This is a genomic window from Stenotrophomonas sp. YJH_SMC_101-4 (assembly GCF_059370395.1).
This window is the reverse complement of sequence record NZ_JCAFTP010000001.1, coordinates 567,390-579,602: the sequence shown is the minus strand read 5'-3', so window position 1 is coordinate 579,602 and position 12,213 is coordinate 567,390. Positions and strand designations below refer to the sequence as shown.

General features: G+C 67.1%; 8 protein-coding genes. 3 read left to right on the top strand and 5 right to left on the bottom strand.

Annotation, left to right across the window (positions count from 1 at the left end):
- Position 1: 1 nt before the first annotated feature.
- Together AC5P8D_RS02760 and AC5P8D_RS02755 are read left to right on the top strand one after the other, a co-directional pair.
- On the top strand, positions 2 to 1,774 hold the full coding sequence (locus tag AC5P8D_RS02760) for a chloride channel protein (protein ID WP_329840821.1): 1,773 nt from the start codon (positions 2 to 4) through the stop codon (positions 1,772 to 1,774).
- A gap of 101 nt (positions 1,775 to 1,875) precedes the next feature.
- Positions 1,876 to 2,592, top strand: a complete 717-nt coding sequence (locus tag AC5P8D_RS02755) for an MgtC/SapB family protein (RefSeq protein WP_329840820.1) — start codon at positions 1,876 to 1,878, stop codon at positions 2,590 to 2,592.
- Positions 2,593 to 2,607: 15 nt separating this feature from the next.
- On the opposite strand, the gene AC5P8D_RS02750 is transcribed toward AC5P8D_RS02755, so the two are convergent.
- On the bottom strand, positions 2,608 to 3,015 hold the full coding sequence (locus AC5P8D_RS02750; RefSeq protein WP_049437693.1) for a MerR family transcriptional regulator: 408 nt from the start codon (positions 3,013 to 3,015) through the stop codon (positions 2,608 to 2,610).
- A 63-nt stretch (positions 3,016 to 3,078) separates the two neighbouring features.
- Here AC5P8D_RS02750 and AC5P8D_RS02745 point away from each other — a divergent pair, with 63 nt between their 5' ends.
- A complete protein-coding gene (locus AC5P8D_RS02745) occupies positions 3,079 to 3,906 on the top strand; it encodes a class I SAM-dependent methyltransferase (protein WP_241873145.1) in 828 nt (275 codons plus the stop codon).
- Positions 3,907 to 3,991: 85 nt separating this feature from the next.
- Here AC5P8D_RS02745 and AC5P8D_RS02740 read toward each other — a convergent pair whose 3' ends face one another.
- The 4 genes from AC5P8D_RS02740 to AC5P8D_RS02725 form a co-directional block, all read right to left on the bottom strand.
- A complete protein-coding gene (locus AC5P8D_RS02740) occupies positions 3,992 to 4,282 on the bottom strand; it encodes a DUF6959 family protein (RefSeq protein WP_014037513.1) in 291 nt (96 codons plus the stop codon).
- A gap of 121 nt (positions 4,283 to 4,403) precedes the next feature.
- The gene (locus AC5P8D_RS02735) at positions 4,404 to 5,240 is read right to left on the bottom strand and encodes an OmpA family protein (protein ID WP_329840818.1); all 837 of its coding nucleotides are present in this window, start codon (positions 5,238 to 5,240) and stop codon (positions 4,404 to 4,406) included.
- A gap of 61 nt (positions 5,241 to 5,301) precedes the next feature.
- Entirely contained in the window at positions 5,302 to 10,512 is a 5,211-nt protein-coding gene (locus tag AC5P8D_RS02730; RefSeq protein ID WP_495203049.1) for an ESPR-type extended signal peptide-containing protein, read from the bottom strand.
- A gap of 235 nt (positions 10,513 to 10,747) precedes the next feature.
- Positions 10,748 to 11,728, bottom strand: a complete 981-nt coding sequence (locus AC5P8D_RS02725) for an AraC family transcriptional regulator (RefSeq protein ID WP_010485148.1) — start codon at positions 11,726 to 11,728, stop codon at positions 10,748 to 10,750.
- Between the last annotated feature and the right edge of the window lie 485 nt (positions 11,729 to 12,213).

Genomic DNA, 12,213 nt, shown 5'->3' with positions numbered 1-12,213 from the left:
CATGTCACTGCCTGTTTCGCCATCGCGCCTGCATCTGGCCTTCCAGGGCCTGCGCCTGCGGCTGCGCGGCAGCGACCTGTGGTTCATCGCGCTGGCGCTGCTGGTTGGCCTGATCGCCGGCTACCTGACCCTGCTGCAGTCGGGCATCGCGCGCTGGCTGCAGGGCACGTTGTATGGGCTGGACGACGGCATGCGGCTGAGCTCCCTGCCCTCGCTGACCTGGACCGCGCTACTGGTGCTGCCACTGGGCGGGCTGCTGGTCGGCCTGGTCAGCCTGGCGGCGACGCGACTGAAACGGCCACTGCTCGATGCGGTGGAAGCCAATGCGCTGCACGGCGGCCGCATGTCGATGCGCGACAACCTGATCGTGCTGACCCAGACCCTGCTGTCCAACGGCTGCGGCGCGTCGGTCGGCCTTGAGGCTTCGTATACGCAGATGGGCGCGGGCAGCGGCTCGCAACTGGGCAGGGTGATGCGCCTGCGTCGCAACGACGTGCGCATCCTGGTCGGTGCCGGTGCCGCCGGTGCCATCGCCGCTGCGTTTGGTGCGCCGCTGGCCGGTGCGTTCTACGCCTTCGAGATCGTCATCGGCGCCTACACCCCCGCTGCGCTGGCACCGGTGGCCGTCGCAGCGCTGGCCGGCGCGTTCGTGGCCGACCAGGCCGGCATCGAAGCCTATCTACTGCCAGCGGCCTCGACCATCGACGTGCGCGCCGCCGACTACGCGATCTACGGCCTGCTCGGCTGCTGCTGCGCGATGGTCGGCATCGCCATCATGCGGCTGATCGCCTCGATCGAAGGCACGGTCAAGCGCAGCCCCCTGCCCGCGTGGGGACGGCCGGTGGTGGGTGGACTGCTGCTGATTCCACTGGCACTGGCCAGCCCGCAGGTGCTGTCGTCCGGCCACGGCGCCCTGCATCTGGACCTGACCACGCACCTGCCGCTGATCTGGATCGGCGGCCTGTTGACCCTGAAGTGCCTGGCCTCGGGCATCTCGCTCGGCTTCGGCTTCCGTGGCGGACTGTTCTTCGCCTCGCTGTTCATGGGCACCCTGGTCGGCGCGCTGTTCGCTGGACTGCTGGGCATGGCTACCGGCGTTCCGGTGATCGACGCCACCTCGGCCGCGCTGGCCGGCATGGCCGCACTGGCCGCCGCCGTCGTTGGCGCGCCGATGACCATGGCCATGCTGGTGCTGGAAGGCACGCACGATTTCCTGCTGACCAGCGTGGTGATGAGCGCGGTACTGGTGTCCAGCACGCTGGTGCGGCAGTGGTTCGGCTACTCGTTCTCGACCTGGCGCATGCACCTGCGCGGCGAGACCATCAAGAGCGCCCGCGATGTCGGCTGGGTGCAGAACCTCAACGCCGGCCGGCTGATGCGCAAGGGCGTGGCGACCGCCCCGGCCGATCTCGATGCCGCCGCGTTCCGCCAGCGCTTCCCGCTGGGCTCGGGCACCCGGGTGATCCTGATCGACAGCGAGGGCCACTATGCCGGCATCGTGCAGATTCCACGGGTCTACGGCGATGGCGTGAAGCCGGAAACCCCGATCGGCGAACTGGCCGAGAACCGCGACGTCTCGCTGGCACCGTCCTCCGACGTGGTCAGCGTGATGCAGCGCTTCGACCAGACCCAGGCCGACGAGCTGGCGGTGGTGGCTGCCGACGGCCAGGTATTGGGCGTCGTCTCCGAAGCCTTCGTGCGCAAGCGCTACGCCGAAGAACTGGACAAGCGCCAGCGCGAGCTGATGGGCGAGCGCGTCGACGACACCGACTGATCCCGAAAAAGGGGACGGAGGGGATTAATTCGTTTGTGGCCCATCCGGGTATCCACGCATGGCATGGATCTACCGTCACATGACCGGGGTAGACTCCGGCCATGCGCTTTATTGATACCTTCCAGGCCGGTCCCTTCGCCGACACCGTGGTCAGCCTGCTGGCCGCCTTCGTGCTGGGCACGCTGATCGGCGCCGAGCGCCAGTACCGGCAGCGCACCGCCGGCCTGCGCACCAACGTGCTGGTAGCTGTCGGCGCCGCTGCCTTCGTCGACCTGGGCATGCGCATCGCCGGCAGCGCCGAGGCGGTGCGGGTGATCTCCTACGTGGTCTCCGGCGTCGGCTTCCTCGGCGCCGGCGTGATCATGAAGGAAGGCATGAACGTGCGCGGCCTGAACACCGCTGCCACCCTGTGGTGCTCTGCGGCGGTGGGCAGCTGCACCGGCGCGGACATGTTGGCCGAAGGCGTGCTGCTGACCGTGCTGATCATCGCCGGAAACACCCTGCTGCGGCCGCTGGTGAATGCGATCAACCGCATTCCGATCAATGAGACCGCCACCGAGGCGACCTACGAAGTGCGCCTGAGCGTGGATGCCGAAGCCGTGCCGCGCGTGCGCGAGCGGTTGGTCGACGCGCTGGAAGCAGCGCAGTATCCGGTCGGTGATGTGCAGCTGGTCGAGCACGCCGACGCACCCACCGATGTGATCGCGGTGCTGGTCAGTACCGCCGTGAGTGCCGATGAGCTGGACGTGGTGCTGGCGCGGATGGAGCACGTGCCGGGCGTTCTGCATGCCACCTGGGAAGTCAGCACCCGCGATTGAGCCGGTTCCGGCAACTCACCCACCCGCCATGCGCTGCTGCGCCCGCAGCAGCTTGCGGAATGAACCGCACTGCCGCGCATCCTGCGCTTCCGGGCAGGCCGCCGCGCGCTGCAGGTGCCGGCGCACCCGCTGCAACTGGGTGATCTGCCTCTGCAGTACATCGGCCTGCGCCAGCAGCGCCTCACGATCCAGGGAGATACATCCACGCTGCGGCGGCAGTGATGCCCCGATCTGCTGCAATGACAGCCCGGCCGCCTGGCCGAGACCGATCAGTGCCAGCCGTTCCAGCACCTGCTCGTCATACTGCCGGCGCAGGCCACGGCGCCCAAGTGCCTGCAGCAGCCCCAGCTGTTCGTAGTAGCGCAGGGTCGAGGCCGGCACGCCACTGCGCTTGACCACCTCGCCGATATCCAGTTCACGCATGGGCTTGACCTCAAGTCGTCTTCAAGCAGCAACCTATGGGCCACTTCCCGACAAGGCAAGGCCATGGCCAGCACATCCCCCGTTGATCAGAACACCCTCTGGAACGGTCCCGGCGGCCAGATCTGGGTCGCCCAGCAGGCCATCCTCGATGGCCTGTTCCAGCCGATGGCCGACCTGCTGGTCGCCGAGTTGCCAGAAACCGTCACGCAACTGCTCGATATCGGATGCGGCACGGGCGCGAGCCTGCTTGCCGCCGGCGCGGCACGCCCGGCCGCCCACTGCACCGGCGTGGACATCTCCGCACCGATGCTGGCAACGGCACGCGGGCGCGCTGAGGCGGCGGGGCTGGACGCAGACTTCATCGTCGCCGACGCGCAACAGCACCCACTGCCCCCCGCGAACTTCGACTGGATCCAGTCGCGGCTGGGCGTGATGTTCTTCGAGGATACAGGGGCCGCGTTCACCAACCTGCAGCGTGCGGCCAAGCCAGACGCGGGCCTGCGCTTCATCGCCTGGCGCAGCGCAGAAGAGAACCCGTTCATGACGACCGCCGAACGGGCCATCGGTGATGAGCTGGATCTGCCGCCACGGAGCCCTGGCGCACCCGGGCAGTTCGCCTTCGCCGACGGCGAACGTATCCACCGCCTGCTGCAGGACGCCGGCTGGAAGGACGTCGAAGTGACTGCGGTGGACCTGCCCTGCTCACTCGCCCTCGATGAACTGCCGACCTATGTGGGGCAGCTCGGTGCACTGGGTCTTGCCCTGCGAGACCTGCCCCGAGAACGCGCCGTCGCACTCTGCGACAAGGCGCTGGCAGCATTCACGCCATTCATCGAGGGCGATCGGGTCCGCGTGGATGCTGCCTGCTGGTTGATCCGCGCACGCGCATGACACAGAAAAGGGGACGGAGGAGATTAAGTCGTCCATGTCCCTGCCGTGCCGGGAACGACTTAATCCCCTCCGTCCCCTTTTTCTTCTACAGTGCCTCGCCGGCGTCGGCCAGGCGCGATTCGATCAGCGCATACCACTGCTGCAACACGTCGATGAGCATGTCCAGTTCGGCGTCGGTGCGCTGTGCGCGACCACTGCGCAGGCAGGCCTGGGCTTCCTGCAGCTGGGCAAGGAAGCCGGCCACGGTGTCTGCCTGCAGGATCAAGCCCGGCAGGCGCCGCCCGGGAATGCGCACCACCGCATGGTTGCCGAGCTGGCCGTACACACTCAATGTGGCTTCCGTCTTCATGGAAAGAGGCAGGAATTGGGCGTTCATCGCGTGCACCATGGAAAACCTGAGCCGCCGGCAGGCATGGTCAACGGGGGAGACGTAACCACGTCCTGCCGACGGTCAGGGGGGACTCGGGATAGCGGGGCATGACCCCGGTGGTGGACTCTCAGCGCGGCTGGGCCATTCCAGCAATCTGCACACGCCGGTTCGGCGCCAGGCAGGCGATCAGCTCGCGACGGTTGCGCTGCTCGCACTGCACGATCGGCTCGGCTGCGCCCCGCCCTTCGGCGCTGATGCTGGCCGCAGGCACCCCACCCTGCACCAGCGCGCTGCGCACGGCCTCGGCACGTCGCTGCGACAGGGTCTGGTTGTAGCTGGCACTGCCGATACGGTCGGTGTACCCGGTCACCCGGATCGACTGCACCTGACTGGCCTCGCGCACCTGCGCCAGCACGCCCTGTATGGCCTGCTGGCCTTCGGCACTGAGCACCGCGCTGTCGAACCCGAACAGCGCATCCGCCGACAACCGCAGCGGCTGCTCCGTCAACGGTGCCGGTGCTGGCGGCGCTGGCGGCCGCGGCGGTTCCAGCACCGCCGCGCACGATTCCGGCTTCCAGTAGCCCCCTTGGGCGATGCCCTTGCTGTCGAAGCGCACCTGGAACTGGCAGGTGAAATACTCCGCGCCCTGCGCAGTGCGGAAGTTGAACAGGTAGTTCCACTCGCGCACGCCCCACATGCCTTCGTTGAAGTGCGGCGTGCCCAGCAAGGTATACAGCTGGCGCTTGCTCATGCCCGGCGCGAAGCGGCGCAGGTCGGCGACGTCGGGATAGATGCCTTCCTTCAACGAGGCCTTCGAAGCCTCCGGGAACTGCACGGCGGTGGTTTCGGCAGGACCCTCGGCGGCCGGCGCATGGCTGCGACAGGCGGCCAGCAGGCCCATTCCCAGGACCAGGCCCAGCACTGCGGCCATCTGGCCAGTGCGGGCGATGCGATGCTGTTTCATGTCATTCCCCCTATGGACGTTTCCGCGATGCCGGGCCGCGCGTGCGGCCAGGCGGCGGGGATCACCACTGGATGCCGGCACCGACGGCCACACCGGCCTCGCCACGGCTGTTGGTGGAGCCGCTGAACTTGTAGATCCAGCGCCCTCCCTCGGAGACACCGGAGATACCGACCGCCACGCCCGACTCGCCGTTGTAGCTGCCGGCAGCGACCGAGGCCATGCTGCGGCCCGCTTCGCTGGGCTGCGGCAGGGCTGCGGTGGCCATCGCCGAAGCGATACCGGCCGAGGCGCGGTTGTCGGTCTTGCGCAGGTCGCGCTCGAAGCCCCCCATGCGCTCGTCGGTGTAGGCCTTCGACCAGTCCAGGGTCTGCGCCATGCCCGACTTCAGCTGGTCCACGTTGACTGCGTCGGTACCGGCGGTGCCGGCGGCGACGTTGCGCACCGTGGTCGGGCCGCTGTTGGTGCTGCCCAGCGTGACACTGTTGTAGTTGGTCGCACCGTTCACCGTGGTGTCGTAGCGGATCGTGCCCTGCTGCGAGGCCTGCAGCTGGCGCACGTTGACCGCATCGGTGGCCTGCGAACCGTCAGCCACGTTGACGACCTGGCGTTCGGCGCCGCTGGCACCGACCGAGACCGTGTTGGCCCGGTTCGCCACCGAACCCGCCCCCAGCGCCACCGAGTTGTCGGCCTGCGCCTGCGAACCATTGCCCAGCGCGGTCGAGTTGGCACCGGCGGCGGTGGAGCCTGCACCACCGGCGGCCGAGTTGGCACCGCTGGCGGACGGATCGGCCAGGTTGTTGGTGTTGTTGGCGCGGAAGCTGCCGGCCACGTTGGTGATGTTCTGGATCTTCTGGTCGGTGTACTTCTTCGACTCATCGATGGCGTAGTTCACACCATTCTTCAGCTGGCCGACATTGGTTGCGTCGTAGGTGTCGGAGCCATCGGCAACGTGGGTGATCTTGCGCTCGCTGCCGGTGCTGCCGACCGAGACCTCACCGGCCGAGTTGCTGGCGCCGGTCTGGCCGTAGGCACCGGTGTAGCCGCTCTGCGCACCAACGCTGGCCACCGAACCGGCACCCAGGGCGACGCTGTTGCCTGCACTGGCGCTGGCACCGTTGCCGACCGCCACGCTGTTGGCACCGGCCGCACTGGCCTGCGGGCCGACAGCCACCGCTTCCGCGCCGGCAGCCGTTGCAGCCGCTGCGGTCGAGTTCACCGCCAGGTAGGCGCTGCCACCGCCGCCGTTGGTGATGCGCTGGTTGAGGACCTTCAGCGAGCCGTCCACCGCAGTGAAGGCGGCGGTGACGTTGTTGTAGTCGCCGCTGGTAAAGGTGCCGTCGGTGGCGATGCTGGAGATGCTGAACTTCGGCGCGGTCCACACATTGGTGGTGCCGTTGTACGCGGTGGTGCCACCAAAGTAGTTGGCGATGGTGCTGTTGGTGCTGAACAGCTGGTCGCCGGTGATGGCATCACTGCTGCCGGCCAGGATGCTGCCGGCGGCGACGTTGGTGATCTTCACCGCGCCGGTGCCGGTGCCCGTCAGCGTCACGCTGTTGAGCACGTTGCCGCTGCCGTCGACGTCGTACTTCACGGCCAGCTTGTCGATCTCGCCGGTCTGGTCGGCGACGTTGGCCAGCGAGTTGCTGACGGCATCGAAGGCGGTACCGACGTCGTTGTAGCTGCCCTTGGTGACGGTGCCGTTAGCGGCGACGTTGTTGATCGAGTAAGTCGGTGCGGTCAATACGCCGCTGCCGTTGACCGCTGCGCCACCTCCCAGATGAGTGGCCACGGCCTGGTTGGCCGCAAACAGCTGGGCACCGTTGATGGCCTCGCTGCTGGTGGCGCTGACCTGGCCCGGGCCGAGGTTGCGCAGTGTGGTGGCGGTACCGGTCTGGCCCAGCGTGGCGCTGGCGTAGTTGACGCTGCCGTCGCCGTTGAGGTCATAGCGCAGGGCGCCCTGCTCCGAGGCCTGCAGCTGGCCCAGGTTGACTGCATCGGTCGCTGCGGTACCGGCCGCCAGGTTGGTGACCTGACGCTCGGCACCGGCGGCACCGATGGACACGCTGTTGGCACGATCGGCCAGGCTGCCGGCACCGACCGCGATGCTGTTGGCGGCGGTTGCGCGGGCGTTGGTGCCGACTGCGATCGAGTCGGCACCGCTGGCCAGGGCCTCGGTACCGGTCGAGTTCACCCGCAGGTACTTGGTGCCACCGTTACGGATGTCGGTGATCTGCGTGTTGAGGTTGACCAGCGAGCCATCGACCGCGGCGAAGGCATCGGTAGCGTTCTCATACAGGCCCTTGGCGATGGCGCCGCCGGTGGAGATGGTGCTGATCTCGAACAGGGGCGCAGTGAACGCGCCACTGGCAGGATCGAAGGCTGCGCGGCCGCCGAAGAAGCTGGCGATGGCAGCATTGGTCGCCGCCAGCTGGCCACCATTGACCGCTTCCAGGCTGCCGGCCGTGACCGCACCGCCAGCCAGGTTACCGATGGTGGTGGTGCCGGTGCCCGCGCCGAGCGTGACACGGCGATAGTTCGGGTTGCCGGCACCGTCCAGGTCATAGGTCACCGCAGCGGCCGCCACATCATCGATCAGGCTGATGGCCCCCTTCAGCTGGGCCACGTTGACCGCATCGGTATTGACACTACCCGCCGCGACGTTGGTGATCTGGCGCTCACCGCCACCGGCGGTACCCACCGACACTTCACCGGCAGAGACCTGCGGCGCAGTGAGGCCATAGGCGCTGTAGCTGGCCTGGGCACCGCGCAGCGCGGCCGAGCGGTAGCCCAGTGCGACCGAGTTGGCCTGGTTCGAGGTCGCCTCGGCACCGAGCAGGGTCTGCCCGTTGGCAGTACCCACCGCGCTGTCACCGACGATCACCGAGTGACCCATGCGTGCGGCGTAGTCCGCGGTCGGCACGCCGGTCGGGTTGCTCGGGTCATTGGTGCCTGCACCCGGGAAGGCCACGTTGGCATCGACCTTCGGCAGTTCGTGCCGCGCATTGGCACCGATCACCACTTCCTTCGAGCCGTTGGCGAAGGCGCCGTCGCCCATCAGCACCTGGTAGTCCTGCGCGGCGTTGACGGCCCAGCAGGAGATGTCGGCCAGGGCGATGTCCAGGCACTTGGCGGCCCAGGCCGGCGAATCCTTCGGCAGCAACAGGCCCAGCAGGCCACCCGGATTGCCGTTGTTGATGTTGTAGATGTAGCTGTCGGAGGTGACGCCACCGATCAGGGTCAGGTGCGAGCTGCCGCCGGTGACGGCGCCGCCGAGGCCATTGAGGGTGCTGCCGACCGGCGACAGGTTGACCACCGGCAGTCCCAGCACATTGACCGTCGAGTAGGTCTGCATCACGTTGGCGTTGCTGAGCTTGAGGTTGCCGTTGCTCAGATAGCCGTTGCCGCCGAACAGGCTGGTGGTGGTCGGGCCGATCAGCTGCCCGACATTACCGACCAGGCCGCCGGTGCCGATGATCAGGCCAGCGTTCGGGTCGGCCGGAGCCGGCGCCTTCGGGCTGGTCGGCGGGATCGCCGAGGGCTTGGTCAGGCCGAGGCCGCCGAGCGTGCCACCGACCAGGCCGCCTACGGCACTGCCGAGATTGCCGATGGTGCCGTTGAGGTTGCCATTGAGCAGGTTACCGACGGCGCCGCCGACATTGCCGAGTGTATCGCCCAGCAGGCCACCCAGGCCGCCGGTGCTGCCACCTGTTGCGCCGTTGAGTACACCGCTGACGGTGCTGCCTACTGCACCCACCGTATTGTTGAGCGTGCCGCCCACGGCACCGCCAACCGAACCGACCGTGCCGTTGAGTGCACCACCCACGGTGCCGCCGACTGCGCCAACCGTGCCAACCGCACCGTTGAGCGCGCCGCCGACGGTGCTGCCGACCGAAGCGACCGTCCCGTTGAGTGCACCACCCACGGCGCCGCCAACTGCACCGACCGTGCCAACCGCACCGTTGAGCGCACCACCGACGGTGCTGCCGACCGAACCGACCGTCCCGTTGAGTGCACCACCCACGGTGCCGCCAACTGCACCGACCGTGCCAACCGCACCGTTGAGCGCACCACCCACCGCGCTACCGACAGTTCCAACGGTGCCGTTGAGCGCACCGCCTACGGCTCCGCCAACCGTGCCAACGGCACCATTGAGCGTGCTGCCCACTGCGCCGCCTACCGTTCCAACCGTGCCGTACAAGGCGCCGCCGACCGCATCAACCGTGTTGCCTACGGTGCCATCAAGCACGCCGCCCACGGCGCCACCTGCTGCGCCGACAACGCCGCCCACCAGGCCACCGACGCCCAGCGCGCTGTTCTGCGCTGCCACCGTGGCTTGGCCGGCCAGCTTCAGATTGCGGTCGGCCACGACCTCCTGGCCATCCGGCGCCTGCACGCGCACTTTGCCGGCAACACCGGTATCGAAGGCCGCGGTGATCGCACGATCATGAGTCTCGCCCGGCAGCTCCTCCTTGGCCGGCAGCGTGACCGCCGCCGTCGCCTTGACCTGCCCCTGGCCGTCGATCTGGTGGCCCGCCAGCTTCAGCTGCGAATCCACCTTGCCGTCAACGGACGCCTTGAGGCCGGACAGCGAGCCAGCCGGTGCGCCAGCAACAGCGGCGGCCGCCTTGGCACCGGTATCGATCGAGGCCACCTGGGTACCGGCGATGCCAACGCCGGCCTTCGCCTGGGCATCCGCAGCCACACCGAGCGGCGCATGCGCGGACGGCGCAACGTTGGCCGCCAGCGATGCATCAATCTTCGCCACATGGGACGCTGCATGACCCAGCCCGACATTGGCGCGGACATCGGCAGCCAGCGCAGGAACCGCGACCTGCTTCGGCGCAGCGTTCGCCGCCAGCTTCACCTGCACGGTGGCCGGCAGCACGTCGCGTACGATCGGCAGCGAGTTCGTACTCAGCTGCAGGCCGACACGCGCATCAGCGCTGATCGCCGGACTGCTCTGCGCCTGGCGCGATGCGGCGGCCAGCGCCACTTCCGCGTCGACCTTGACCGGCATCGGCTGCGCGTACTTCGCGGCCAGTGCCTGCAGGTCACGTAGAGACTGATTGGATTCGGATGCAGATGCACCTGCATGCCCGCTGGCCAGCGCGCACAGCAGGGCCAGGGCCAGTGCGGTCGGCATCAGCAGTGCACTGCGCGGATCGCGGGCGGCGCTGCCGCCGCTGTCGCCGCTGTCGCCGGTGGCCAGTTCCGAGGCCACAACCAGAGCATTGAGCTGGCGGTTCCATACACGCCGGTAGATGCGGTTCATGAGCATTTCCCCCGTAGGCGAACAACTGGAATGTCAGTGGACTTGCCGTTAGGCAGGTGACTGACATTTCAGCGTTTGCAACGGCGGCTGCGCACTTCATTCCGGCACGGCAATCGCGCATTCCGGCAAATCCACGGTCGGAATCGGCAGCCGGTTATGCAGAAGCGGCAACCATATCGGCAAGCGGATATGCAATTCCGGCAGGAACTGCCGGGAAACCCTTACGGGGCTTGAATCAAGCTGGCTGGCCGATCTGCGCGGGAGCGCGCATCAGCGTGTCACGCGGCAGTTCACCGAAGACCTTGCGGTAGTTGTCGGCGAAGCGTGACAGGTCCCACAGGCCACAGCTGAGGGCGATGGCCTTGACCGAACGGCGGCTGGAATCAGCCATCGACAGGCTGCGGCAGGCCGCGCACAGGCGCAGCATCGACAGGTAACGATTGGGCGACGTGCCGAACAGGTCCTCGAACGCGTAACGCAGCCCACGCTCGCTGACACCGGCAGCATCGCAGATCTCATTCATGTAGATATTGCGGCGCAGGTTGAGGCGCATGAAGTTTTCCGCCCGCTGTGCGATCAGATAATGCGTGCGCCGCGCACGGCTGCAACCCGGGCGATCGGCGGAACCCGCGCCCAGCAGTGCCTGCACGTGTTCGTGCAGCAGCCGCTCGGTTTCTTCCGGCTGCAGCCCCGTGCCCTGGCCCAGCTGCAGGTGCAGCTGCTGGTAGTGCTGTGCCAGCGGGGCGGCCTCGCTGGCGAGATTGAACAGCGAAAGTGCCTGTCCGGCCGGCGGTGTACTGCGCAGGCTCAGTTCGGTCAGCTTGCGCTGCACCCGTGCCACCGGCACCAGCATCAGGGTCATGTGCGTGCCGGGGCTCAGGGTGAACTCGCTGATACCCTCCGGCATCACGGTCAACGCCATTCCAGGTACGAGCGGTACACCGTGGCACCAGCTCAGGGTTTCATCGGTCGCGTGCAGATACCCCAGCATCGCCCAGTCCGGCGGCAGCATGAATCGTCCACGGCAATGGAATCCACAGCTGATGCTGCAGAACAACGCCTCCTCGTGCACGCGTGAAGCGAAGGCCGCCCGCGGCCCATTGCCATCGAGCAGTAGCAGTTCGACATCACATACACGAAGCACGCCGCTCAGCGTCGCCAGGTCGATCGACCGCAGGCCGCTGTCGTCGCTGTCTCCTACCCCACCATCGACCATGACAGTGTCGTCCCCCGATTATCCGTCGTGCGATACGGCCCCCACTGCCTGACAGGGCGCGCACCTCTCATGGAATCTCTTCCATCGCCGGGATGCGCGCCAGCAAAGTGCGCACCCCAAAAGAAACGCGAGTACTTGAATACGAGTATGCCCGATAATTCAACGGGGTAAACATCTGCACTGCATTGAATAAGATGGATACAGACGTGAAAACAAGGTCGTGGTGTTTGGCACAGTTTTCGCATGCGACTGAAAAACCCGCCTCACATTATCTGCACGTCGATGAATCGTTTTGCGAACGAACGGATTTCCGTCACAGAACCCGCGTGAAAAATTAAGGACCGAAGGGATTCTGCCGAATTTGCATATAGGTTCCGGTTGCAGCCGGCCGCCATTCAGGCAAAGTCGATAACACGGTGATCCGGTCTTTGATAATGACCGCACCCAGGGGGACAGCATGACCATGCACGTATCGCTCGACACCT

Bases quoted from the DNA above. Each gene is read 5' to 3' on its own strand.
- AC5P8D_RS02760 (WP_329840821.1), top strand. From the start codon at position 2: ATGTCACTGCCTGTTTCGCCATCGCGCCTGCATCTGGCCTTCCAGGGC.
- AC5P8D_RS02755 (WP_329840820.1), top strand. From the start codon at position 1,876: ATGCGCTTTATTGATACCTTCCAGGCCGGTCCCTTCGCCGACACCGTG.
- AC5P8D_RS02750 (WP_049437693.1), bottom strand. From the start codon at position 3,015: ATGCGTGAACTGGATATCGGCGAGGTGGTCAAGCGCAGTGGCGTGCCG.
- AC5P8D_RS02745 (WP_241873145.1), top strand. From the start codon at position 3,079: ATGGCCAGCACATCCCCCGTTGATCAGAACACCCTCTGGAACGGTCCC.
- AC5P8D_RS02740 (WP_014037513.1), bottom strand. From the start codon at position 4,282: ATGAACGCCCAATTCCTGCCTCTTTCCATGAAGACGGAAGCCACATTG.
- AC5P8D_RS02735 (WP_329840818.1), bottom strand. From the start codon at position 5,240: ATGAAACAGCATCGCATCGCCCGCACTGGCCAGATGGCCGCAGTGCTG.
- AC5P8D_RS02730 (WP_495203049.1), bottom strand. From the start codon at position 10,512: ATGAACCGCATCTACCGGCGTGTATGGAACCGCCAGCTCAATGCTCTG.
- AC5P8D_RS02725 (WP_010485148.1), bottom strand. From the start codon at position 11,728: ATGGTCGATGGTGGGGTAGGAGACAGCGACGACAGCGGCCTGCGGTCG.